General features: G+C 73.0%; 22 protein-coding genes. 11 read left to right on the forward strand and 11 right to left on the reverse strand.

Annotation, left to right across the window (positions count from 1 at the left end; genetic code table 11):
* Nucleotides 1-128 precede the first annotated feature (128 nt).
* A complete protein-coding gene (gene paaI / locus AB0F04_RS24560) occupies nt 129-515 on the forward strand; it encodes a hydroxyphenylacetyl-CoA thioesterase PaaI (RefSeq protein WP_362044914.1) in 387 nt (128 codons plus the stop codon).
* Entirely contained in the window at nt 516-1871 is a 1356-nt protein-coding gene (paaK, locus tag AB0F04_RS24565; protein ID WP_362044543.1) for a phenylacetate--CoA ligase PaaK, read from the forward strand.
* A gap of 459 nt (nt 1872-2330) precedes the next feature.
* Here the strand turns inward: paaK and AB0F04_RS24570 are convergent, their stop codons facing one another.
* From AB0F04_RS24570 to AB0F04_RS24580, 3 genes are all read right to left on the reverse strand, one after another.
* Nucleotides 2331-3554, reverse strand: a complete 1224-nt coding sequence (locus AB0F04_RS24570; RefSeq protein WP_362044545.1) for a PP2C family protein-serine/threonine phosphatase — start codon at nt 3552-3554, stop codon at nt 2331-2333.
* A 101-nt stretch (nt 3555-3655) separates the two neighbouring features.
* The gene (locus tag AB0F04_RS24575; RefSeq protein ID WP_352099921.1) at nt 3656-4414 is read right to left on the reverse strand and encodes an IclR family transcriptional regulator; all 759 of its coding nucleotides are present in this window, start codon (nt 4412-4414) and stop codon (nt 3656-3658) included.
* A gap of 14 nt (nt 4415-4428) precedes the next feature.
* Nucleotides 4429-5514, reverse strand: a complete 1086-nt coding sequence (locus AB0F04_RS24580; RefSeq protein WP_362044916.1) for a LacI family DNA-binding transcriptional regulator — start codon at nt 5512-5514, stop codon at nt 4429-4431.
* A 267-nt stretch (nt 5515-5781) separates the two neighbouring features.
* On the opposite strand from AB0F04_RS24580, the gene AB0F04_RS24585 reads away from it, so the two are divergent.
* From AB0F04_RS24585 to hypE, 7 genes are read left to right on the forward strand one after another with little or no spacing between them, the layout of a single operon-like run.
* Nucleotides 5782-7527 carry an enoyl-CoA hydratase-related protein gene (locus AB0F04_RS24585; RefSeq protein WP_362044547.1) on the forward strand — a complete coding sequence of 582 codons (1746 nt, stop codon included), beginning with the start codon at nt 5782-5784 and terminating at the stop codon, nt 7525-7527.
* Nucleotides 7524-8111, forward strand: a complete 588-nt coding sequence (locus AB0F04_RS24590; RefSeq protein WP_362044549.1) for a hydrogenase maturation protease — start codon at nt 7524-7526, stop codon at nt 8109-8111. Before AB0F04_RS24585 ends, AB0F04_RS24590 begins: the two co-directional genes overlap by 4 nt.
* Nucleotides 8112-8150: 39 nt before the next feature.
* Nucleotides 8151-8894 (forward strand): hydrogenase nickel incorporation protein HypB, encoded by a 744-nt coding sequence (hypB, locus tag AB0F04_RS24595; protein ID WP_362044551.1) that lies wholly within the window; start codon nt 8151-8153, stop codon nt 8892-8894.
* A complete protein-coding gene (gene hypF / locus AB0F04_RS24600; RefSeq protein ID WP_362044553.1) occupies nt 8891-11203 on the forward strand; it encodes a carbamoyltransferase HypF in 2313 nt (770 codons plus the stop codon). The genes hypB and hypF overlap by 4 nt, the downstream gene beginning before the upstream one ends.
* Nucleotides 11204-11206: 3 nt before the next feature.
* Nucleotides 11207-11527 (forward strand): HypC/HybG/HupF family hydrogenase formation chaperone, encoded by a 321-nt coding sequence (locus AB0F04_RS24605; RefSeq protein ID WP_362044555.1) that lies wholly within the window; start codon nt 11207-11209, stop codon nt 11525-11527.
* Nucleotides 11524-12669 carry a hydrogenase formation protein HypD gene (gene hypD, locus AB0F04_RS24610; RefSeq protein WP_362044557.1) on the forward strand — a complete coding sequence of 382 codons (1146 nt, stop codon included), beginning with the start codon at nt 11524-11526 and terminating at the stop codon, nt 12667-12669. Before AB0F04_RS24605 ends, hypD begins: the two co-directional genes overlap by 4 nt.
* Nucleotides 12662-13732, forward strand: coding sequence for a hydrogenase expression/formation protein HypE (gene hypE, locus AB0F04_RS24615; RefSeq protein WP_362044559.1), 1071 nt, complete (start codon nt 12662-12664; stop codon nt 13730-13732). Before hypD ends, hypE begins: the two co-directional genes overlap by 8 nt.
* Before the next feature lie 54 nt (nt 13733-13786).
* Here hypE and hypA read toward each other — a convergent pair whose 3' ends face one another.
* From hypA to AB0F04_RS24655, 8 genes are all read right to left on the reverse strand, one after another.
* On the reverse strand, nt 13787-14140 hold the full coding sequence (gene hypA / locus AB0F04_RS24620; RefSeq protein WP_362044561.1) for a hydrogenase maturation nickel metallochaperone HypA: 354 nt from the start codon (nt 14138-14140) through the stop codon (nt 13787-13789).
* A gap of 7 nt (nt 14141-14147) precedes the next feature.
* Nucleotides 14148-14339, reverse strand: a complete 192-nt coding sequence (locus AB0F04_RS24625; protein ID WP_159038813.1) for a hypothetical protein — start codon at nt 14337-14339, stop codon at nt 14148-14150.
* 35 nt (nt 14340-14374) lie between these two features.
* Nucleotides 14375-14581 carry a hypothetical protein gene (locus AB0F04_RS24630; protein ID WP_344455147.1) on the reverse strand — a complete coding sequence of 69 codons (207 nt, stop codon included), beginning with the start codon at nt 14579-14581 and terminating at the stop codon, nt 14375-14377.
* A gap of 42 nt (nt 14582-14623) precedes the next feature.
* Nucleotides 14624-15220 (reverse strand): DUF5947 family protein, encoded by a 597-nt coding sequence (locus AB0F04_RS24635; RefSeq protein WP_362044563.1) that lies wholly within the window; start codon nt 15218-15220, stop codon nt 14624-14626.
* A complete protein-coding gene (locus tag AB0F04_RS24640; RefSeq protein WP_362044565.1) occupies nt 15217-15768 on the reverse strand; it encodes a NifU family protein in 552 nt (183 codons plus the stop codon). The genes AB0F04_RS24635 and AB0F04_RS24640 overlap by 4 nt, the downstream gene beginning before the upstream one ends.
* Nucleotides 15761-17554, reverse strand: coding sequence for a nickel-dependent hydrogenase large subunit (locus AB0F04_RS24645; RefSeq protein ID WP_362044567.1), 1794 nt, complete (start codon nt 17552-17554; stop codon nt 15761-15763). The genes AB0F04_RS24640 and AB0F04_RS24645 overlap by 8 nt, the downstream gene beginning before the upstream one ends.
* Nucleotides 17555-17618: 64 nt before the next feature.
* Entirely contained in the window at nt 17619-18707 is a 1089-nt protein-coding gene (locus AB0F04_RS24650; RefSeq protein ID WP_053672768.1) for a hydrogenase expression protein HypE, read from the reverse strand.
* A gap of 1 nt (nt 18708) precedes the next feature.
* The gene (locus AB0F04_RS24655) at nt 18709-20376 is read right to left on the reverse strand and encodes a hypothetical protein (RefSeq protein ID WP_362044569.1); all 1668 of its coding nucleotides are present in this window, start codon (nt 20374-20376) and stop codon (nt 18709-18711) included.
* A gap of 362 nt (nt 20377-20738) precedes the next feature.
* On the opposite strand from AB0F04_RS24655, the gene AB0F04_RS24660 reads away from it, so the two are divergent.
* Together AB0F04_RS24660 and AB0F04_RS24665 are read left to right on the forward strand one after the other, a co-directional pair.
* Nucleotides 20739-22415 carry an NAD-dependent malic enzyme gene (locus tag AB0F04_RS24660; protein ID WP_362044571.1) on the forward strand — a complete coding sequence of 559 codons (1677 nt, stop codon included), beginning with the start codon at nt 20739-20741 and terminating at the stop codon, nt 22413-22415.
* Between the two features lie 269 nt (nt 22416-22684).
* Nucleotides 22685-23047, forward strand: a complete 363-nt coding sequence (locus tag AB0F04_RS24665) for an MrpF/PhaF family protein (RefSeq protein ID WP_362044573.1) — start codon at nt 22685-22687, stop codon at nt 23045-23047.
* The last annotated feature ends 10 nt before the right edge of the window (nt 23048-23057 follow it).

Below are 23057 nucleotides of genomic sequence, written 5' to 3' on the forward strand. Positions count from 1 at the left end.
CGGGACCCTTGACAGGCGTCCAGCCGCCCGGATTACATGACAGCCCCAGCTAACCGAATGTTCGGTCGGGCTTTGAGGTGGTGCGAGAAGTGACCCATACCGCTGACGCGACGCCGCCCGCGGAGGCGATGTTCGCCGCGGACCAGGCCTCCCGCGGGCTCGGGATGGAGCTGCTGGAGCAGGGCGCGGGGACCGCCGCACTGCGGATGACCGTGACCCCGGCGATGGTGAACGGGCACGGGATCGCCCACGGCGGATACGTCTTCCTGCTCGCCGACAGCGCCTTCGCCTGCGCGTGCAACAGCCACGGCCCGGTGACCGTCGCGGCCGGCGCCGACATCACCTTCGTGGCCCCGGCGTACGAGGGCGACGAACTCGTGGCGCGGGCCGAGGAACGCACCCGGTACGGGCGCAGCGGCCTTTACGACGTGACGGTCCGGCGCGGCGACGAGGTGGTCGCCGAGTTCCGGGGCCGCAGCCGCAGCATCAGGGACGCGAGGCCGGAGGAGTCCTGAATGAGCAGCGAGACGACGGCCTCACAGGCCCCGGGACCGGCGGGACGGCGGCGCGGCGAGCCCCTTCCCCACGACCTGCTCGACGACGGTGAGCGACTGACCCGCGAGCAGCTGCGCGAACTCCAGCTCGACCGCCTGCGCAGCAGCCTCCGGCACGCCTACGACCACGTGGAGGCGTACCGGAAGAAGTTCGACGCGGCCGGGGTGTCCCCCGAGGACTGCCGCTCGCTGGAGGACCTGTCCCGCTTCCCCTTCACCACGAAGGCCGACCTGCGGGACACCTACCCGTTCGGCATGTTCGCCGTCCCCATGGACCGGGTGCGGCGGGTCCACGCCTCCAGCGGGACCACCGGCCGCCCCACGGTGGTGGGTTACACCGAGAACGACCTGTCGATGTGGGCGGACCTCGTCGCCCGCTCGATCCGCGCCGCGGGCGGGCGCCCGGGCCACAAGGTGCACGTCTCCTACGGCTACGGGCTGTTCACCGGCGGTCTCGGCGCGCACTACGGGGCGGAGCGCGCGGGCTGTCTGGTGATCCCGGCCTCCGGGGGCATGACCGCGCGCCAGGTGCAGATCATCCAGGACTTCCGGCCCGAGATCATCATGGTCACGCCGTCCTACATGCTCACCCTGCTCGACGAGTTCGAACGGCAGGGCGTCGATCCGCGCGCGAGCGGTCTGCGGGTCGGCATCTTCGGCGCCGAGCCCTGGACGGAGGAGATGCGCCGCGAGATCGAGGAGCGTACGGACATCCACGCCGTCGACATATACGGCCTGTCCGAGGTGATCGGTCCCGGTGTCGCGCAGGAGTGCGTGGAGACCAAGGACGGGCTGCACGTGTGGGAGGACCACTTCTATCCCGAGGTCGTCGACCCGGTCACGGGTGAGGTGCTGCCGGAGGGCGAGGAGGGCGAGCTGGTCTTCACGTCCCTGACCAAGGAGGCCCTGCCGGTCGTCCGCTACCGCACCCGCGACCTGACCCGGTTGCTGCCCGGCACGGCGCGGCCCGCGTTCCGCCGCATCCAGAAGATCACCGGCCGCTGCGACGACATGATCATCCTGCGCGGGGTGAACGTCTTCCCCAGCCAGATCGAGGAGATCGTGCTGCGCACGCCCGGCGTCGCCCCGCACTTCCAGATCCTGCTGACCAGGCGCGGCCGCCTGGACCACATGACCGTCCGGGTCGAGGCCCGGCCCGGAGCCGGCCCGGAGCGGGGCGAGGCCGCGGCCGCGACGATCGCCCAGGCCGTCAAGGACGGCATCGGCATCACCGCCGAGGTGACCATCGTCGAACCGGAGACCCTGGAGCGTTCCGTGGGGAAGATCCGCCGGGTGAAGGACCTGCGCGAGGCGTGATCCGCCGTGACCGCGAGGCTCGCGGGAACAGCACGGGGCGCGAGCGTCCGGCCGGGTGCAACCGCCGCGGCTGTCCGAGCAGCACTCCGCCTCCGGCACCGGGGCGGCAGCGTCCGGCCGGTGCGACCGCCGCGGCTGTCACGAGCAGCCCCTCACCACCGTCACCGGGACAACAGCGTCCGGGCCACCGACCACGACAGTCACCAGCAGCACTCCGCCTCCGGCACCGGGGGGCGGCAGCGTCCAGCCGGTGCGACCGCCGCGGCCATCACGAGCAAACCCTCACCACCGCCACCGGGACAGCAGCGTCCGGGCCACCGACCACGACAGTCACCAGCAGCACTCCGCCTCCGGCACCGGGGGGCGGCAGCGTCCAGCCGGTGCGACCGCCGCGGCTGTCACGAGCAGGCCCCCGCCACCGCCACCGGGAGGCAGCGTCCGGGCCACCGACCACGACAGTCACCAGCAGCACTCCGCCTCCGGCACCGGGGCGGCAGCGTCCGGCCCGGTGCCGTTCGCCACGCCGGCCTTCGCTTCCGCCGCGCGCACGGCCGGCTTGCGGATGAGGAGCAGGGCCGCGTCGTCGTGCAGCCTGCCGCCCACATGGGCCAGCAGTTCCTCGTGGAGCGCACCCAGGGTGTGCGCCGGCTCCTGTGAGACATGCCGCTTCAGGCCCTCGGCCAGCGGATAGAAGGCGCGGCCTCCGTCGCGCGCCTCGGTGACCCCGTCGGTGTAGAGCAGCAGCTGGTCGCCGTCGTCGAAGGGGAGCGTGTGGAGCCCCGGGGTGTACCCCGCGAGGTCGCGCAGTCCGAGGGGCGGCGCCGGGAGCACGGGCTCCACCGGGGTGATGGTCCCGGAGGCGCGTACCAGGAGCGGGGGCGCGTGCCCGCAGTTCACCACCTCGAGCTGCCCCTCCCGCGGGTACCCGGCGACCACGGCGGTCACGAAGTCGTCGCGGCCGAGGTTGCGGGCGAGGCTCCGCTCGATCCGGTCGACCACGGCGAGGAGGTCGGCCTCGTCGTGGGCTGCCTCGCGGAAGACACCGACGACCAGCGCGGCGGTCCCGACGGCGGGCAGCCCCTTGCCCCGCACGTCGCCGACGATCAGCCGCACCCCGTGCGGGGTGGGTATGAGGGCGTAGAGGTCACCACCGATGCGGGCCTCGGCCGCGGCGGCGCTGTAGCGGACGGCCACCTGGAAGGGCCCGACGGTCGACGGCACGGGCTTGAGCAGGGCGTGCTGGGCGGTCTCCGCGACCGACCGGACGGCGGCGAGCACCCGCTCCCTGCGTCCGCGCAGCACGCCGGCCAGGCCGCTCGCGAGCGTGACGGCGACCAGGGCCGACAGCACGGCGGCCAGCTCCCGGCCCGGCACACCGTCCCGGATCCCGAGCGTCGCACCGACGGCCACGGCGAGGCCGCCGACGCAGAGGACCCCGCGTGGCCCGTTGGTCGTGGCCGCCAGGGCCGGCCCGGCCGCGAGCAGGGGCAGCCAGATCATCCCCGCCCCGCCCAGGAGGTCGGCCGACACGACGGCCGCGACGACCACGACGGGCAGGACGGGGGCGCCCGGGCCCAGCTGCGCGACGGCGCGCCTGCGGGCCGAAGCCCCGGCACCGGCTGCTCGGTTGCTGAACGGCCGTATCGGCCGGTGGTGGACTCCATGGTTGCGGGCTTGGCTCATGTCGGTGTCCGCAGTCCTCACCTGTGCGCGGGGCACGTCCCGGAAATGTCTGACTTATCCAGAAAACGGGGCGAGGGCAGTCACCGGCAAGAAGCGACTTTTCAGATAGTGAGCGAGAGGCTCCTGGTCACGCGGCTCGCGGTCGGAAGCAGGCGCTCCCGGATCTCCGGCAGCCGGGAGAGCCGGTTCGACGGCAGCGACACACCGAGGGAGCCGAGCGTGTCCCCGCTGTAGACCGGGACGGCGACACAGACCGTGCCGAGGGCGTACTCCTCCAGGTCCGTGACGGCCGGGGCCATGGGCGGGGTCTCCAGCCTCCGCAGGAGTTCGGGGAGACTGGTGATCGTCCGCGGGGTGAGGTCGGCGAGATGGTGCCGGGAGAGGTAGTCCTGGCGGGCCTCCTCGTCCAGCTCCCGCAGGACGGACTTGCCCAGTGCGGTGGCGTGCCCGGCGTCCTCGAAGCCCACCCAGAGATCGACGCGGGGCGTCCCGGGTCCGTCGACGATCTCGGCGACCCGGATCTCGCCCTCTTCGTAGAAGGTGAGGTACGCGGCTGTCGCGAGCTCGTCCCGCAGCGCGGCGAGGGTCGGCCGGACGCGGCTGAGCAGGGCCTGTGCACGGCCCGTGGACTGCAGCGTCTGCAGTTTGTCACCGAGGACGAAGCCACCGTCGTCCAGCTTCCGCACGTACCCGTCGTGCACCAGGGTGCGCAGCAGGTGGTAGGCGGTGGCCAGGGGCAGGCCCGTCTCACGCGCCAGCTGCTTGGCCGGTGCGCCGTTCTCGTGCGCGCTCACCGCCTCCAGCAGACGCATGGCGCGCTGGACGGAGTTGATGAGCGTAGGGCCGTCTTGCCCACCCATACGAACAGCGTGCGTCAGGCCCGGGCACCGGGCAAGGGGGAGGCCGGTGGATCAGCGGGACCGGCTGCCGTGCCCTCCAGCCGCCCCGCGGCGGTGGGGGCGGGCGGGCGTGCACCCCGGGGCGGCGGTGCCGTGGACGCGCGGACGACGAGGTCGACCGGCGGCTCGTACGCAGGCGGCAGCTCCGCGTCCGGCTCCTCGATCGCCCGCACCAGGAGCCGGATGCCCTCCTGCGCCACGGCGTCGAACGGCTGCCGGACCGTGGTCAGCGGCGGGGTCACGTAGGCGGCCACGGGGATGTCGTCGAAGCCCACCACGCTGATGTCGTCCGGCACGCGCAGCCCGGCCTCCGTCAGGGCGCGGACGACACCGATGGCCATGTCGTCGTTGGCGGCGAAGACGGCGGTGCAGTCGCCGTGCGCGGCGAGCTCGCGGCCCACCGCGTATCCGGACGCGGCCGACCAGTCGCCGTGCAGCACGGGCGGCGGCGCGATGCCGCGGGCGGCGAGGGCACCGCGCCAGCCCTCCAGCCGGTCCCGCGCGGCGAACCACCGCTGCGGGCCGGCGAGGTGGTGGACCGTCGCGTGCCCGAGGTCCAGCAGATGCTCGGTGGCCGCGCGGGCGAGGAGTCCGGCGCCCACTCCCCTGGTCATGGTGCGGGCACCGCCGAAGGCCGCCGGTGCGCCGAGCACGAGGACGGGCACGTCGACGCCGATGGAGACCGGCCCCTCGTCGATCGGCTCGGATACCACGATGCCGTCCACGCCCTGTTCCAGCAGCGACTCCACCGCGCCGGCCACCCCGCCCGGGTCGCCTTCGAGCGTGTTGACGACGCGGAGCGCGTAGCCGGCGTCCCGCGCGGCCCGCTCGATGCCGATCAGCAGCGACGCGGGGCCGTAGAGCGCGGTTCCCAGGGTGATCACGCCTATGGAACGGGTCCGCCCCGAGGCCAGGGCCCGTGCCGCGCTGTTCAGCCGGTAGCCGAGTTCCCCGGCCGCCGCGAGCACTCTCCGGCGCACGTCCTCGGAGACATAGCGCTCTCCGTTGAGGACCCGTGACACCGTCTTCTGCGAAACCCCGGCCAGCCGGGCCACGTCCACCCCACGCGGCGCGCCGCCACCGGCCCGTCCTCCCACTCGCGTCACCCTCACTCCCCCGTGTCCGGCGGCCGCACCACGACCACTCACGCCCAGCGTTCCACACCCCCGCACGCACCTGCCCGCCCGGTGGCCACCTCCTCGAACGACCGCAGGCCCGGGACGCCGGCGAGGGCCGCCGCCCACCCGTTCCGCCGGAAGCGGATGAGCACCGCGAAACGCCGCCGTGGTCCTTCACGGCCCTGCCGGGAAGGGCGACCATGCCGTGTCATGGACATCTTGCTCGTCGCCAGCGCGTTCAACAGCCTGTCCCAGCGTGTGTTCGCCGAACTGTCGGACGAGGGGCACGACGTGGACGTCGTGCTCGCCTCGCACGGCCCCGACGCCGTCCGGGACGCCGTACGCGAGACAAGCCCGGAGCTGATCGTCGCCCCGATGCTGAAGTCGGCCCTGCCGGAGGACGTGTGGCGGGAGCACACCTGCCTGATCGTGCACCCTGGTCCACCCGGCGACCGGGGTCCGTCGGCGCTGGACTGGGCGATCGCCGAGGAGGTCTCCGAGTGGGGCGTCACGGTGCTGCAGGCCGAGGCGGCCATGGACGCCGGGGACGTGTGGGCGGACGGCACCTTCCCGGTGCCGCCGGCGGGCAAGAGCGACGTGTACCGCAACGAGCTGGCGGACGCCGCCTCGGCCGCCGTGCTGCTGGCCGTACGCCGCTACGCCGACGGGTCCTACAAACCGCGTGCGCAGAGCGACAGCGGGATCCACGTGGTGTGGCGGGACTTCTTCCGCCAGGAGCAGCGGCGGATCGACTGGGAGAACGACGACACGGCGACGGTGCTGCGCAAGCTCCGCGGGGCCGACTCGCAGCCCGGCGTCCGGGACGAGATCTGCGGCCGGGAGGTGTTCCTGCACGGCGGTCACCCCGAGGACCGTCTGCGCGGCGAGCCCGGTGAGCTGCTCGCGACCCGGGCCGGCGCGGTCTGCCGGGCCACCCGGGACGGCGCGGTGTGGATCCCGGAACTGCGCCCCCGCAAGAGCTCCGGCGACCCGGCGCCGTTCCGCCGCCCCGCGGCCTCGGTGCTCGCCGGTTTCCCCGCCCCGCCCGGCAGCGGGCCGGGCATGCCGGGTTCGCACGACCGCCCGTACTGGCTGCCCGAGATCGCGGCACCGCTCGAACTGCCGCCGGACCGCACCACCTGGACCGACATCCGCTACCGGCAGCGCGGTCCGGTCGGCTTTCTGACCTTCTCGTTCCCCGGCGGGGCCATGAGCACCACCCACTGCCGCAGGCTGCTCGCCGCCTGGCGCTACGCCCTCACCCGCCCCACCTCGGTGCTGGTGCTCGGCGGCGCCCGGGACTTCTTCTCCAACGGCATCCACCTCAACGTCATCGAGGCGGCGAGCGACCCGGCGGGCGAGTCCTGGTCCAACCTGAACGCCATGAACGACCTGGTGGAGGCAGTACTGCGCACCACCGACCGGCTGGTGGTGGCGGCCCTCGGCGGCAACGCGGCGGCGGGCGGTGTCATGCTCGCCCTGGCCGCCGACGAGGTCTGGTGCCGCACGGGCGGCGTCCTCAACCCGCACTACCGGAACATGGGCCTGTACGGGTCGGAGTTCTGGACGTACTCGCTGCCCCGCCGGGCGGGCGCCGAGACGGCCGAGCGGCTGACCAGCGAGGCGCTGCCGGTGAGTGCCGTGACCGCCGAGCGGCTCGGACTCGTGGACCGTCTGGTGCCGGTCGCGGCCCGGGACTTCGCCACCGAGGTCGAGCGGCTGGCCGCCGACCTGGCCGGCGATCCCGATCTCCCCAGTCGTATCACCGCCAAGGCGACGGCACGGCACGCGGACGAGCTCCAGCGGCCCCTCGCCGAGTACCGGCGGGACGAACTCGCCCGGATGCGCGCGGTCTTCTTCGACCGCGAGGCGCCGTACCACGCGCTGCGGTCCGCGTTCGTCCGCAAGCTCCCGAGCGGCTCCGCCCGGCCACTGACCGCGGGAGCAGCGCAGTGAGCGCGCGGCTGCTCGTGGCGGGCGTCGGCAACATCTTCCTCGCGGACGACGCCTTCGGCCCCGAGGTGATCCGCGCCCTGGACCTGCGCCCGCTGCCGCCGGAGGTGCGGGTGCGGGACTTCGGCATCCGCGGCATGGACCTGGCCTACGAGCTGCTCGACGGCTACGACACGGCCGTCCTGGTCGACGCGGCCGTGCGGGGCCACGAGCCGGGCACACTGTCGCTGATCGAGCCGGACCCGCCCGGCGGATCCACCGCGGGCGCCCCGCCCGAGGCGCACGGGATGGACCCGGCGAAGGTCCTCGCCCTGGCCGCCCACCTGGGCGACGAGCCGCTCCCCCGCGTCCTGGTGCTGGCCTGCGAACCGGAGCTGCGGGCGCCCGCCGACGAGGACATCGCCCCGGGCATCAGCGCGACGGTGAGGGAGGCGGTGGGGCGGGCCGTCGCGGCCCTGCACACGATGGTGCCGGTGCTGCTGGCCGACCCGGGGGCCACGCCCCCGTTGAGCCGCCCGGACGAATCCGCCGCCCTGTCGTCGGCCGGGCTGCCGGGCACGGTGAGCGGCGGCGCGGAGGATCGGTAGCGGAACGATTCGACTACCGAACCGCGAGGAGCGGCGCTCATGTGCGATTCCGTGGACGAGGTCACCCAGGCCGTCCTGGCGAAGAACGACTCCCTGGCCGCGGGCCTGCGTGAGGAGCTGGCCCGGCGCGGAGTGAGCGTGGCCAACCTGCTGTCCAGCCCGGGCAGCGGCAAGACGGAGCTGCTCGGCCGGGTGCTGGCCAGGGCGGTGGAGCGGGGCCTTCCGGTGGCCGCGCTCACCGCCGACCTGGCGACCGAGAACGACGCCGAGCGCCTGGCGCGTTCGGGAGCCCCGGTGAAGCAGCTGCTGACGGACGGGCTGTGTCATCTGGAGGCGCGGCAGCTGCGCGGCCACGTCGAGAGCTGGCTGCCCGAGGGGACCTCGCTGCTCTTCGTGGAGAACGTCGGCAACCTCGTGTGTCCCGCGTCCTACGACCTCGGCGAGCGTCTGCGGATCGTGCTCATGGCGGTGACGGAGGGCGAGGACAAGCCCCTGAAGTACCCCACCGCGTTCGGGTCCGCCCACTTGGTCGTGCTGACGAAGACCGACCTGTCCGGGCCGGCCGGGTTCGACGAGGCCGCCTTCGAGACGAACGTCCGGCGGGTCAACCCGGGGGTGGAGGTGGTGCGCTCGTGCGCCCGCACCGGCGCCGGCGTCGACACCCTGCTGGAACGGGTACTGGCCGTCCGGGACGGGGCCCCCGTCCACCGGCCGCCCCTGGCGCCCCGGCCGCACACCCACACCCACTCCCCCGAGGGCGCCGAAGCCGGCCTCGTCCCGTGACAGCGCCCGTCACCCGGGCGGTACGCCGTCGCGTCACCGTGCGCGGAACCGTGCAGGGCGTGGGCTTCCGCCCGTTCGTGCACCGCCTCGCCACCGAGCTCACGCTGGCGGGTTTCGTGAGCAACACGGCGAGCGGCGTCCTGATCGAGGTGGAGGGCCCGCCGGAGGGCGTCGCCGACTTCTGCGACCGGCTGGCGAAGGAACCTCCCCCGCTGGCCACCGTCACCGGCGTGGGGTTCGAGGAGCTGCCCGCGACGGGCGCCGACGGAACGTTCGGCATCCGCTCCACCGACCGCTCCTCCGGCAGCACCCTCCTCCCGCCCGACACGGCGACCTGCCCGGACTGCCTGCGGGAGCTGGGCGATCCGGCCGACCGCCGGCACCGTCACCCGTTCGTCACCTGCACCCACTGCGGCCCCCGCTTCACCATCGCGACGGGCATGCCGTACGACCGGGCGGTCACGACCATGAGCGGTTTCCCGATGTGCGCCGCGTGCTCCCGTGAGTACGGCGATCCCCTCGACCGCCGCTTCCACGCCCAGCCGGTGGCCTGCCCCGACTGTGGCCCCCGGCTCCGCCTGGTGCCCGCCTCCGGGAGCGGGGTCCGCCCGGCTCGGGACGCCGAGGCCCTGGCATCGGCCCGCGCGCTGCTGGCGGCCGGGCGGATCGTCGCCGTCAAGGGGCTCGGCGGCTACCACCTGGCCTGCGACGCCGGCGACGCACGCGCCGTCGCCACCCTGCGCACCCGCAAGGCACGCGGCGGCAAGCCGTTCGCGGTGATGTGCGCCGACCTCGACGAGGTACGGCGCGTCGCCCGGCTCTCCTCGTCCGAACGGGCCGCGCTCACCGGCCCCCACCGCCCCATCGTCCTGCTGCGCCGGCACCGGGAGGCGAACGGCCTCGCGCCCGGCGTCTGCCCCGGCAGCCCGCACCTCGGCGTGATGCTGCCCTACACGCCCGTGCACACCCTGCTGTTCGGCCTGCCCGGTGATCCGCCCGGCCCCCGCGTGCTGGTCATGACCAGTGGCAACCGTTCCGGGGAGCCGATCGTCACGGACGACGACGAGGCACTGGACCGGCTCGCCGGGCTGGCCGACGCCTGGCTCGCCCACGACCGGCCCATCGCCTCCCCCTGCGACGACTCCCTGCTGCGGGTACGCCCCGACGGCACCGAGCAGGTGCTGCGCCGGTCCCGGGGGTTCGTGCCCCGGCCGCTGCGGCTGCCGGTGCCGGTGCGGCCCGCTCTCGCCGTGGGCGGTGACCTCAAGAACGCCCTGTGCCTCGGCGCGGACGACCAGGCCTGGTTCGGCCCGCACATCGGCGACATGGGCGACCTGAGCACCCTGGAGGCGGCCCGGCGGGCGGACGCGCACCTGCGGGCCCTCACCGGGGTGAGTCCCGAGCTGGTCGCCGCCGACCGGCACCCCGGCTACCACTCCGCACGCTGGGCCTCCCGACTGGCCGGGCACGCCCCCGTGCTGGTCCAGCACCATCACGCCCACATCGCCTCCGCCATGGCCGGGCACGGCCTCGACGGCACCACCCCCGTGATCGGCGTCGCCTTCGACGGCACGGGCTACGGCGACGACGGCACCGTCTGGGGCGGCGAGATCCTGCTCGCCGACTACACCGGCTTCCGCCGCTACGCCCGCCTTGCCCCCGCCCCGCTGCCCGGCGGTGACGCGGGCGTCGCCAACCCGTGCCGTCTGGCCCTGGCCCGGCTGTGGGCGGCCGGACTGCCGTGGGACGCGGACCTGCCGTGCGTGAGCGCCTGCGAACCCCGGGAACTGACCGTGCTCGAAGGGCAGTTGTCCGGCGGACTGGCCTGTGTGCCGACCTCCAGCATGGGCCGGCTCTTCGACGCCGTGTCGTCGCTCGTGGGCGTGTGCCATCGCGCGGGGTACGAGGCGCAGGCCGCACTGGAGCTGGAGGCCGCCGCCGCTTCGGCGTGGGACGCCGAACCGTCGGCGTACGCCTTCGCCGGGGATCTCGACCCGGCACCCGTACTCGGCGCGCTGATCGCCGACCTGCGGCGCGGCACCCCGGCCGCCGTGCTCGCGGCCCGTTTCCACCGTGCCGTCGCACGGGCGGTGGCGGAGATCTGCCGGCGGGCGCGTCGAGACACCGGCCTGGCCACCGTCGCGCTCAGCGGCGGGGTGTTCGCCAACGCACTGCTGGAGGAGGAGTGCGCGCGGCTGCTGTCCGAGAACGGCTTCGCGGTGCTCCGCCACGGCGAAGTCCCGCCCAACGACGGCGGGCTGGCCCTCGGCCAGCTGGTGGTCGCGGCACACCTACGACAGGAGGAGTGACCCATGTGTTTGGCAGTGCCCGGCAAGGTCGTGTCCATCGACGACAGCGCCGACCCGCTCACCGGACTGATCGACTTCGGCGGCGTGCAGAAACAGGCGTGCCTGGAGTACGTGTCCGACGTGCAGGTGGGTGAGTACGTCATCGTGCACGTCGGTTTCGCGCTCCAGCGTCTGGACGAGGAGTCGGCCCTGGCCTCCCTGAAGCTGTTCGAGGAACTGGGGCTGCTGGAGGAGGAGTTCGGGGACGCCTGGGAGCAGGCGGCCAAGGAGGCGGGCGCCGCCGCGGTGACGGAGCCCCAGGACAGCGGGAGTGAGGCCCGGTGAAGTACATCGACGAGTTCAACGACCCCCAGCTGGCCCGGCGCCTGCTGGACGAGATCCGCGCCACCGCCACGCGGCCCTGGGCACTGATGGAGGTGTGCGGCGGCCAGACCCACTCGATCATCCGGCACGGAATCGACCAACTGCTGCCCGAGCAGGTCGAGTTGATTCACGGGCCCGGTTGCCCGGTGTGTGTCACGCCGCTGGAGGTCATCGACAAGGCGCTGGAGATCGCCGCGCGGCCCGGGGTGATCTTCTGCTCCTTCGGCGACATGCTGCGGGTGCCGGGCACCGACCGCGACCTGTTCCGGGTCAAGGGCGAGGGCGGCGACGTACGCGTGGTCTACTCGCCGCTGGACGCCCTGGAGCTGGCCCGCCGCAACCCGGACCGGGAGGTGGTGTTCTTCGCGATCGGCTTCGAGACCACCGCTCCGGCCAACGCGATGGCCGTGCACCAGGCGCGCCGGCTCGGCCTGGCCAACTTCAGTCTGCTGGTGTCGCACGTGCGGGTGCCCCCGGCCGTCGAGGCGATCATGACGGCGCCGGAGTGCCGGGTGCAGGGCTTCCTGGCCGCCGGGCACGTGTGCAGTGTGATGGGGATGGCCGAGTACCCGGAGCTGGCCGAGCGGTTCAAGGTGCCGATGGTGGTGACCGGCTTCGAGCCGCTGGACATCCTGGAGGGCATCCGCCGGGCGGTACGCCAGCTGGAGCGCGGTGAGCACCGGGTGGAGAACGCCTATCCGCGGGCCGTGCGCGAGGAGGGCAACCCGGCCGCTGTGCGCATGATCGAGGAGGTCTTCGAGGTCACCGACCGGAACTGGCGCGGCATCGGGCGGATCCCCGCCAGCGGCTGGCGGCTGACCGACGCCTTCCGCGCGTACGACGCGGAGCACCGCTTCGACGTGAGCGGGATCCGTACCGAGGAGCCCGCCGAGTGCCGGGCCGGCGAGGTGCTCCAGGGCCTGATCAAGCCGACCGAGTGCGCCGCGTTCGGCACGACCTGCACCCCGCGCACCCCGCTCGGCGCCACCATGGTCTCCAGCGAGGGCGCCTGTGCGGCCTACTACCTCTACCGGCGCATGAACGCCCCGGCCCCGCAGTCCGCCGGGGCCGGGGCGCAGGAGGAGGTGACTCCCGTTGCCTGAGCACGTCACCGACGTGGTCGACCCGGCCAACTGGACCTGCCCCGCCCCGCTGCGTGACCAAGGGGTCGTGGTCATGGGGCACGGCGGCGGGGGCGCGCTGTCGGCGGAGCTGATGGAGCAGATCTTCACCCCCGCCTACGGCAACGCCACCCTGTCCGGTCTCGCCGACTCCGCCGTGCTCGAACTGGGCGGCGCGCGGCTGGCCTTCTCCACCGACTCCTACGTGGTCCGGCCGCTGTTCTTCCCCGGCGGCTGTCTGGGCGACCTCGCGGTCAACGGCACCGTCAACGACCTCGCGATGAGCGGCGCACGGCCCGCGTACCTCTCCGCCGCCTTCATCCTGGAAGAGGGCGTGGAGCTGACGGTGGTCGAGCGGATCGCGCGCTCGATGGGGGCGGCCGCCGAGGCCGCCGGGGTCACGATCGCCACGGGTGACACCAAGGTGGTGGAGTCGGGGCACGGCGACGGGGTGTACGTCACCACCGCCGGGGTGGGGGTCGTGCCCGGCGGGGTGGACATCCGGCCCCAGCGTGCCCGGCCCGGGGACGCGGTCATCGTCAGCGGACCGATCGGGCTGCACGGAGTGGCGATCATGAGCGTGCGTGAAGGGCTGGAGTTCGGGGTGGAGGTCGCCAGCGACACCGCGCCGCTGGCGGATCTCGTGGCGGCCATGCTTGCCGTCACCCCGGACATCCATGTGCTGCGCGACCCCACCAGAGGCGGCCTGGGAGCGTCGCTCAACGAGATCGCCCGTGCCTCCGGGACCGGGGTCCGGTTGCGGGAGCGGGCGATCCCGGTACCGGATGCCGTGGCGAACGCCTGCGGCTTCCTCGGGCTCGATCCGCTGTACGTCGCCAACGAGGGGCGGCTGGTCGCGTTCGTGCCCCCTGCGCGGGCGGAGGAGGTGCTGGCGGCCATGCGGGCCCACCCGCAGGGCGCCGGGGCGACGCAGATCGGTGAGTGCGTCGCCGAGCATCCCGGGATGGTGGTGGTCGCCACCGGGCTCGGCGGGACGCGGGTGGTGGATCTGCCGCTCGGGGAGCAGCTGCCGCGCATCTGCTGAGCGACGGACAGAGCGAGGGGCCCCGCCGAGGCGTCGGCGGGGCCCCTCGCCCGTTCACTGTGCCGGTGCCGGCTCGATCCCGGCGATCTCCAGCTCACGGCCGCTGCGCAGGTCGCTGGAGGGCTTCTCGCAGCGCGGGCACCAGAAGAACGGGGGCAGACCCACCGCGAACTCCTCGGCGCACGCGCCGCACCAGGCCTGCGCGGGGATCTGCTCGACGACGAGCCGTGCGCCCGCGAGGGACGTGCCGTCGCGGGCCACCTCGAAGGCGAAGTCCAGGGCGTCCGGGACGACGCCCGCCAGCTCGCCGACCCGGACGGTCACCTTCGAGACGGTGTCCGTCCCGTCCGCCCGGGCCAGCTCGCCGGCCCGCTCGACGATCGCGGTCGCGATCGACAGTTCGTGCACGGCCCGCTCACGGGTAGCGGTGGCCGGCGCGGAATCCGCCCGCCATCCGCCAGATCCGCGCCTCGCGCCTCAGGCTGGGCCACTCCCAGCACAGCAGGGCCAGGACCGCGCCGCCCACCAGGACGGCCTCGGTCTTCAGCACCCGCTGCCCGCTCATCCCGCCACGCCTGCGCATGACGGTTCTGCGTACTCGTTTCATTGCGGCGACTCCCTGCTCGTTCGCGTCACGGTGTGTCATCCCGGCGAGATGTTCGGCATGGTCTCGGCCAGGGCGTCATGCCGTTTCCAGTGGATCCCGGTGGAGCGGCGCGCGTCGGCGGTGCCGTCCGCGTGGTGCCCCTTCTGCTGCTGGCGCGGTCCCTTGTTGCCCTGGTGCATCCCGGCGACGTGCCGGGGCGTGTCGGGCTTCGCCTGGGGCCGGCCCACTCTGATGCTGCCCATGGGGTGCTCTCCTTCCTCGCCTCCGACCTGCGGAGTGCGTGGCTATGGCCGCTCGGTGAGGTCCTCGAAGAACTGCCGGACGGCCGGCCAGACCCGGCCGCCGCCGGACAGGCCGCGCCACTCCCGGCGTACGACGGCGACCATCCGGTAGCAGTCGTCGATCGGCACGATCCAGTGGTGGTCGAGGCCGTGGACGGTGTTCACGAGCAGGGCCTCCACATCGGGTTCCACGGTCGCGAGCGGTGGACACGTCCCGGCCACCTTCTCCCAGGCGGCAGCGTCCACCTCCCAGCGCATGGCTCCCGCCGGGCTCGGGCCCTCGGCGGTGACGGTGCCGTCGGCCCGGGGCACGAAGAAGACCAGGCCGACGGGGACGCCCAGCGCGGCCGTGTCGACCTCGGGCAGCCGGACCCGGCGCCGGGGCACGAGCCGGTACTGGCTCTCCCCCGCCGCCGCGTCGGCGAACAGCACGGAGCAGGGGCCGCAGGCGCAGCGCACCTCCTCCTGCCCGGTGTCGTACAGGTGGGCGTGTTCGTCGGCGACCGGCGCGGCGCACAGGTCGCACACCTCCTTCTCGGCCGCCGCCGTGCGGTCGGCCGAGGAGCGGATGAGGCGGGCCAGTGCGCCGTCGGTCGTCACGGTGCGCCCCGGTGGGTCAGCGTGGTCAGGGGGACGAAGGCGGGGGGCGTCTCGGTCAGGGGCTCCACCGCCGTCAGCTCGGGAGCCACGGCGAGCACCGCCGCGCGGACCGCGTCGGTGACCTCCGATCCCCCGCCGCCGCAGCCGGATCCGCACCCGCCGCCGCCCTTCGTCAGACGGACCCGGGCGACCTGCCCTTCGACCCCGGCCCACTCCACGTCGCCGCCGCGTTCCCGTACGGCGGGCCGCAGCCGCTCGACCGCGCGGGCCGCCCGGCGTTCGGCGGGCTCGGGGTGGATGTCGTGCAGCACCATGAGGTGCCCGAGCAGCTCGTCGTCGGCGAGCCGCTCGGCCAGTGCCTCGTCGGCCTGGTCCAGCACGCGGGCCAGCGCCTCGCCGTAGACCTCCGTCAGCAGGGCCACGGCCTCGGTCGCGGAGCGGGTCGTCGGGCCGGGGGCGGACTCGAGGCTTTCCAGCGCCTGGTCGAGCCGGGCGAGCCGGGCCTCGACGTCCGGGTCGGCCAGCCGTGCGCCGGCGGCCTCAGCCATGGTTCGCCCCGTACGTCGGCGAATGCAGGGTCGTCAGTGTCTTGCCCTTGCCGACGTACATGTGCACACCGCACGGCAGACACGGGTCGAAGCTGCGGACCGTGCGCATGATGTCGACGCCCTTGAAGTCGTCCGGCCCGTTCTCCTCGAAGATGGGCTGGCCCTGGACGGCGTCCTCGTAGGGGCCGGGGGTGCCGAACTTGTCACGCGGGCTGGCGTTCCACGGGGTGGGCGGGTACGGGTGGTAGTTGGCGATCTTCTTGTCCTTGATCACCAGGTGGTGGGAGAGGACGCCGCGCACCGCCTCGTGGAAGCCGCAGCCGATGGCCTCCTCGGGCACCTCGTAGTTCTCGAACACCTTGGTCTCGCCGGCGCGCACCATGCCCATGGCCTCTTCGAGGAACTGCAGGGCCATGGCGGCGGCGTAGGCGATGAAGTAGGGCCGGGCGCGGTCGCGTTCGATGGTGTTGCTCCACTGCGGGATGCGCCACTCCAGGGTGGTCTCCGGCAGCGACTCGCCCTTGGGCAGGGAGATGCGCACGCTGTGGCCGGTGGCCTTGACGTACGGGGTGTCGACCAGGCCGCTCAGCGCGGTCGACCACAGGCGGGCCAGGGGGCCGCCGCCGGTGTCGAGGGCGAGGTGGTCGCCGGTGCGCTGGTCGAACCAGCGGGGGCTCATCACCCAGCTGTACTTGTCGTCGAAGTTGCGCTTCTGCGGCACCGGGACGGTGGTCTGGTTCCACGGGTGGCGCATGTCGACGGGGTTGCCGAGCGGGTCGTGGGTGACGAACGGCTGCTCGTTGACCCAGTCCTCGTAGTAGGAGCTGCCCAGCATGATGCGCAGGCCGAGGTTGATGTCGACGAGGTTGTTGGTGACCAGTTCGCCGTCGACGATGATGCCCGGGGTGACGTACATGTCCTTGCCCCAGGAATTCATGTTCTCGTAGCGGTAGTCGACGGTCTGGGGGTTCTGGAAGGCACCCCAGCAGCCCAGCAGGACACGGCGGCGGCCGACCTCCTCGTAGCCGGGCAGTGCCTCGTAGAAGAAGTCGAAGACGTCGTCGTTCATGGCGACGGCCTTCTTCACGAAGTCGATGACCCGCATGAGGCGCGCGAGGTAGTCGGTGAAGACGGTCGGCTGCGGCATCGTGCCGACGCCGCCCGGGTACAGCGTGGAGGGGTGGACGTGCCGCCCCTCCATCAGGCAGAACATCTCGCGGGTGACCCGGCTGACCTTCAGGGCCTCCTTGTAGACCTCGCCCTCGAAGGGGTTGAAGGCCTTCATGATGTCGGCGATCGTCCGGTAGCCGTGGATCTCGCCGCGCGGTGCCTCGGTGCGTTCGGCGCGGGCCAGGACACCGGGGTTGGTCGCCTTGACCATGGCCTCGCAGAAGTCCACGAAGACCAGGTTGTCCTGGAAGATCGTGTGGTCGAACATGTACTCGGCGGCCTCGCCGAGGTTGACGATGTGCTCGGCCAGCGGGGGTGGCTTGACGCCGTAGGCCATCTGCTGGGCGTAGTCGGAGCAGGTGGTGTGGTTGTCGCCGCAGATGCCGCAGATCCGGGACGTGATGAAGCCCGCGTCGCGCGGGTCCTTGCCCTTCATGAACACCGAGTAGCCGCGGAACAGCGACGAGGTGCTGTGGCATTCGACGACTTCCCGGTTGGCGAAGTCGATCTTCGTGTAGATGCCCAGGTTCCCGATGATCCGTGTGATCGGATCCCAGGACATGTCCACGAGCTGTGGCGGCTTGCGGTCCGTGGGCCGCGCCTCGGTGGTGGTCATCTGCGGTACTGCCCCTCGCTGTCGGTGGTGGGTGGGGTGGTGGTCTCGCTGCGGTGAGGCCTCATCAGGCGCGCCAGTGCGGGTCGTAACCGCTGGTCAGCTTGCGCTGGTTGTGGCGCCATCTGGGCTCGTGGTTGACGAGTTCGTTGGTCATGCCGCGCAGTCGGCGCACGACGGCCCCGTACGGCTTGATGACCAGGGACGACAGGGTGCTGCCCGGAGGCTCGTCCATGAACGGCATGAAGGCGTCGGGGAAGCCGGGCATCGTGCAGCCGATGCAGATGCCGCCGACGTTGGGGCAGCCGCCGATGCCGCCCATCCACCCGCGCTTGGGCACGTTGCAGTTGACGACCGGCCCCCAGCAGCCCGTCTTCACGAGGCACTTGGGCGAGTTGTAGTCCGCGGCGAAGTTGGCCTGCTCGTAGTACGAGCCCCGGTCGCAGCCCTCGTGGACCGTCTTCCCGAACAGCCACTGGGGCCGCAGCATGTGGTCCAGCGGCGGCGGGGGCGCGGAGCCGGCCGCGTGGTAGAGGACCCAGATCAGGGTCTCCATGAAGTTCTCGGGCTGGATCGGGCAGCCGGGCACGTTGACGACGGGCAGGCCGGCCTGGGAGGTGTAGTCCCAGCCCAGGTAGTCCGCCAGGCCCATGCAGCCGGTCGGGTTGCCGGACATGGCGTGGATGCCGCCGAAGGTGGCGCAGGTGCCTGCGGCGACCACCGCCCAGGCCTTGGGGGCCAGCTGGTCGATCCACCAGTTGAGGGTCTGCGGCTCGCCGGTCTCCGGGTCGTTGCCGAAGGACGTCCAGTAGCCGTCGCCCTCGATGATGTTCTGGTTGGGGATCGAGCCCTCGATGACGAGGATGAACGGGCCCAACTCGCCACGTACGGCGGCCCGGTAGGGCGCCAGGAAGTCCTCGCCGCCCAGGCTGGGCGAGAGCACCTTGTTGACCAGGTTCACCTTCGGCAGGCCCGGGATCAGCCCGAGCACCAGGTCCTCGATGGAGGGCTGGTCGGCGGCGGTGAGGGAGACGGTGTCGCCGTCACAGCTCATGCCCTCGGAGATCCAGAGGATGTGGATCTCGTCGATGCCCTGCCGGACCTCGGACCGTTCGGGTTCCTTGCTGACTTCTTCGGTGCTGCTGTGAGTGGTCATGTCACTCGGCCTCCGCTGCGGGGGTCTCGGAGTCGGACGTGTGCCGCGCAAGAGCTGCGGCGGGAGCCGGTGCCGACGGCTCGTCCGGGGATCCGGCGGGCTCGAGGGGTTCGAGCTCGTCGGGCCGGAAGTAGTGGAAGCGGCCGTACCAGTGGTTCAGTTCGGCGGCCGGGTCGTCGTCGAGGGTGACGGCGAGGTGCACACTGCCGTCCACATCGTGGAAGACGGCGGCGACTTCGGCGGTCCGTCCGGCCAGGAACATGTCCTGGGCGTCGGCACCGCGTCCCCGGGGGCGCAGCCGCACGCGGCTGCCGCCGCCGAGCCGGACGCCGTCGACGAGCACGGTGTCGGTGGCCGGGGAGAGACCGTCGTCGGCCCCTTCGTGCCACCAGGCGGGGCGGTCGGCGGGCGCCGTGGGGGTGGCGGTGGCCGGGAAGGGGTCGGCGGACGCCGTGGGAGTGACGGTGGACGGGAAAGGGTCGGCGGACGCCGTGGGAGTGACGGTGGCCGGAAAGGGGTCGGCGGACGCCGTGGGAGTGACGGTGGCCGGGAAAGGGTCGGGGGACGCCGTGGGAGTGGCCGGTGTCAGGGAGCGGACGGCGCCGTGCAGCCGTTCGAAGACCTCCTGCGGCATGGTGTCGACGCGGTCGAGGATCGCCGCCGCCCGCGGGTCGGTGGCGCGCGCCTCGCGCTTCTCCTCATCGGTCAGCAGCATCGTGCGCAGCGTGAGGATCTCGTCGATCTCCGCGGCGTCGTGCAGGTCACCGGGGCTCTCAGGTGCCACTTGGGGGTGGTCGGGCAGGATGATCGGCGCGGACAGCAGGACGGGTCCGGTGTTCCCGGCCTCGCCTCCCAGCACGGGAAAGGTGAACTCGTTGCGGCACGCGCGCACCGGTGCCTGCAGCTCCGCCGGGGGATCGATCAGCGAGACGAACTCCAGCCCGTCGCCGCCGACGAGGGTGTGGGTGGCGATGAGGGCCCGGCGCAGTGCCTCGTCCCGGGCGGTACCCGGGCGCGGTGCGGGTGCGGTGTTCGCCGTGCGCACGCGGATCCGGCAGAGGTCCTCGGAGAGCCGTTCGGCGGTGAGGGTGGTCTCGGCCCGGATCTCCTCCCGGCTTCGCACCACCCGCCCCGTGCCGTCGGGCAGCGGCTCGACGTCCTCGCCCGCCGCGGCGCCCACGGCGACGGCGCGTCCGCCCCGGAGGAGTTCGTCGAGCGGCACCTCCACCTCGCACTCGCGCGGCAGGGCCTCGTCGAAGGTCAGCTGCACCGTGCCGTCGGCGCCGTGCAGCGACTCGACGGGGCGGCCCGCTTCTTCCACCTGCTTGCGCTGCATCTGGAGGTAGCGGACCCGCACGCGTACGCGGGCGCCGTCCGGCTGACGGATCCGCAGCAGGCACTCGGTCTGCTGGTACCAGGAGTCGGCGGAGCCGGAGACACCGGGGCTGACGGGGCCGTCCGCCTCCACCCAGTCGCGGGGGAACAGCACGCCGAACTGCCAGCGGACGCGGTTCTTCGTGGAGGAGCGGCGGTAGGGGTAGAGGAGGTAGCCCTCGTAGAGGACCGCGTCGGCGACGGCGCTGAGCTGCTCGAAGACACCCGGGGACGGGCGCGCGCCGCCCATCGTGGCCGCGCCCTTCGCGCCACCCTCGACCAGTGCCTGCGCCATTGCGTCTCCTCGTCCCTGTGTGCGAGCAGTCCCCGCGTGCGAGCGGTCCCGGTGTGCACGCGGTCCCGGTGTGCACGCGGTCCCGGTGTGCACACGCATCCCTTCCACCACCGTCACACCGCTCATCCACGTTCGCCTCCTCCGGCGCAGTGTGATTGGGCTGTTCGGGGTGGTCACCCGCCGGCCTCGGCGCCCCGGAGACCCGCCGCCTCCCCGGGGACACCGGCGGTCCGGGCGCACGAGGTGACCGGGCGGCAGGACGGAACTCTTCAGTGGCCAAGGGGCGTTTGCCCTGAGCCGGTTTCGTCCGGATGGCACACGTCACCCGCACGAACGCGCGTGTCACGGGAAGGCGTCACCTCATGGACCAGCCGACACATCGCCCTCGCCCCACCACCAGCCCCGCCGTCACGACGCTGGCCGACCCCCTGGTCAACAAGGGCACCGCCTTCAGCCGGCGCGAACGCGAGGAGCTGGGCATCGACGGACTGCTGCCACCCGCCGTGGAGACCCTCGACGAGCAGGTCGCCCGCGCCTACGAGGCGTTCCACGGCTACGACAAACCCCTCAACCGGCACATCTACCTGCGCCAGCTCCAGGACACCAACGAGGTGCTCTTCTACCGCCTGGTCACCGAGTACCTGGAAGAGCTGCTGCCCGTGGTCTACACGCCCACGGTGGGTGAGGCCTGCCGGCGCTTCAGCGAGATCTACCGGCGGCCCCGCGGCCTGTTCCTGACCTGGGAGGACCGGCACCGCTTCCGGGACATCCTGCGCAACCGTCCGCACCGTGACCACGACGTGGACGTCATCGTCGTCACCGACGGCCAGCGCATCCTCGGCCTGGGCGACCAGGGCGTCGGCGGCATGGGCATCCCCGTCGGCAAGCTCAGTCTCTACACGGCGATCGGCGGCATCCACCCGGCCCGCACGCTGCCGATCCTGCTGGACGTCGGCACCGACAACGAGACCCTGCTCGACAACCCCCGCTACCTGGGCCGGCGCGCCCGGCGGCTGACCGGCGCCGAGTACGACGAGATGATCGAGGCGTTCGTCTCGGCGGTCGAGGCGGAACTCCCCGGGACGCTGCTGCAGTGGGAGGACTTCGCCACCGCCCACGCGTACCCGATCCTCACCCGCTACCGCGACCGGCTGCTCACTTTCAACGACGACATCCAGGGCACCGCGGCCGTCACACTCGGTGCCCTGTCCACCGCGGCGGACGTGGCCGGGACCCCGTTGCCGGAGCAGCGTGTGGTGATCCTGGGCGCCGGATCGGCCGCCATCGGCGTCGCCGACATGATCCGTACCGCCATGGTCGACGAGGGACTTGCCGAGGACGAGGCCACGGCACGGTTCTGGATCCTCGACGTCGACGGGCTGCTGGTCTCCTCGCGTTCCGAACTGACCCCGCAACAGCGGGTGTTCGCGCGCGACGACAGCGAGGTGGCCGACTGGGACGGCACCGGCCTGGCCGAGGTGGTGCGCCGCGTGGAGCCGACGGCGCTCATCGGGCTGTCGACGGCGCACGGCGCCTTCACCGAGGAGACCGTGCGGCAGATGGCGTCGACCTGCGAACGGCCCGTGGTCTTCCCGTTGTCCAACCCCACCTCGCACTCCGAGGCCGACCCCGCGGACCTCACCCGCTGGACCGACGGGCGGGCGCTGATCGCCACCGGTTCGCCCTTCCCGCCGCTGAAGGTCGACGGGCGCGAGGTCCCCGTGGCGCAGTCGAACAACGTGTACGTCTTCCCGGCCATGGGCCTGGCGGTGACCGCGAGCGGGGCCACCAGGGTCACGGACCGCATGCTCGTGGCCGCTGCCCGGGCCGTCGCGCGGTGCGCGGTGCGGGCGGCGGAGGGCGACGACCTCCCCGTGCCGCTGCTGCCGCCGCTGACCGGGATGCGGGAGTCCGCCCGCGAGATCGCGCTGGCCGCGGCCCTCGCCGCCGTCGAGGACGGGGTGGCCCCGCAGGCGACGGAGGAGGACCTGCGCGAGGCCGTCGCCCGGGCGCAGTGGACGCCCCGGTACGAGGGTTAGGAGCCGTGTGCCGGCGCTACGGCCCACGGCCGATGCCCGGCGCCCGGCCCACGCCGGGCGCCGGGCCGCCGGACGACGCCGGTGCGATGTCCGGCATCGCGAACAGGGCCCACCGATAGGCTGATCATCGTGGCGGACGAGAGGGCCGGAGAGCCCGTCGGAGCGGTGTGTCCGAGGTGTGGCGGCAGCCGGGCCCTGACGGTGGAGCAGGCGCGCGGTGGCAAGGGTGCGATGCGCAACGACCTGTTCGGCCGGCCGGCGACGGGTGCATGCACATCGCGGAGGGCATGGTGCTGACCGGCATGGGCATCGCCCTCGCCCACGTCGGCGTGCACCAGGACAAGCCGCTGTACCTGGTCGGCGGGGCGGCCTTCGCGCTGCTCTGCTTCGTCGGGACCATCGTGGTCGCGCGGAGCGACGGCAGGGAGAAGGCCGCGGCCGAGGCCGGTGCACAGCGCGCCGAGCGCTTGTGGCGGCCCGCGCACTACTGCCCCGACTGCTCCTCGGTGTTCTGCCCGGGCGGCACCCCGTGGCAGGGAGCGCTCACCCCGGAGCAGTTCAAGAAGCTGGTGTGGACCGAGGCCGGTACGCCGACCGACTCCCCGCGGGGGACAAGGCCGAGGACGCGGTGATCCCCTCGGG

The sequence above is a fragment of the Streptomyces sp. NPDC029041 genome, assembly GCF_040637515.1.
Taxonomy (GTDB): Bacteria; Actinomycetota; Actinomycetes; order Streptomycetales; family Streptomycetaceae; genus Streptomyces.

Excerpts from the sequence above, each read along its gene's own strand:
- paaI (WP_362044914.1), top strand. The coding sequence starts at position 129 with ATGTTCGCCGCGGACCAGGCCTCCCGCGGGCTCGGGATGGAGCTGCTG.
- paaK (WP_362044543.1), top strand. The coding sequence starts at position 516 with ATGAGCAGCGAGACGACGGCCTCACAGGCCCCGGGACCGGCGGGACGG.
- AB0F04_RS24570 (WP_362044545.1), bottom strand. The coding sequence starts at position 3,554 with ATGAGCCAAGCCCGCAACCATGGAGTCCACCACCGGCCGATACGGCCG.
- AB0F04_RS24575 (WP_352099921.1), bottom strand. The coding sequence starts at position 4,414 with ATGGGTGGGCAAGACGGCCCTACGCTCATCAACTCCGTCCAGCGCGCC.
- AB0F04_RS24585 (WP_362044547.1), top strand. The coding sequence starts at position 5,782 with ATGGACATCTTGCTCGTCGCCAGCGCGTTCAACAGCCTGTCCCAGCGT.
- hypB (WP_362044551.1), top strand. The coding sequence starts at position 8,151 with ATGTGCGATTCCGTGGACGAGGTCACCCAGGCCGTCCTGGCGAAGAAC.
- AB0F04_RS24605 (WP_362044555.1), top strand. The coding sequence starts at position 11,207 with ATGTGTTTGGCAGTGCCCGGCAAGGTCGTGTCCATCGACGACAGCGCC.
- AB0F04_RS24625 (WP_159038813.1), bottom strand. The coding sequence starts at position 14,339 with ATGAAACGAGTACGCAGAACCGTCATGCGCAGGCGTGGCGGGATGAGC.
- AB0F04_RS24630 (WP_344455147.1), bottom strand. The coding sequence starts at position 14,581 with ATGGGCAGCATCAGAGTGGGCCGGCCCCAGGCGAAGCCCGACACGCCC.
- AB0F04_RS24640 (WP_362044565.1), bottom strand. The coding sequence starts at position 15,768 with ATGGCTGAGGCCGCCGGCGCACGGCTGGCCGACCCGGACGTCGAGGCC.
- AB0F04_RS24645 (WP_362044567.1), bottom strand. The coding sequence starts at position 17,554 with ATGACCACCACCGAGGCGCGGCCCACGGACCGCAAGCCGCCACAGCTC.
- AB0F04_RS24650 (WP_053672768.1), bottom strand. The coding sequence starts at position 18,707 with ATGACCACTCACAGCAGCACCGAAGAAGTCAGCAAGGAACCCGAACGG.
- AB0F04_RS24655 (WP_362044569.1), bottom strand. The coding sequence starts at position 20,376 with ATGGCGCAGGCACTGGTCGAGGGTGGCGCGAAGGGCGCGGCCACGATG.
- AB0F04_RS24660 (WP_362044571.1), top strand. The coding sequence starts at position 20,739 with ATGGACCAGCCGACACATCGCCCTCGCCCCACCACCAGCCCCGCCGTC.
- AB0F04_RS24665 (WP_362044573.1), top strand. The coding sequence starts at position 22,685 with ATGCACATCGCGGAGGGCATGGTGCTGACCGGCATGGGCATCGCCCTC.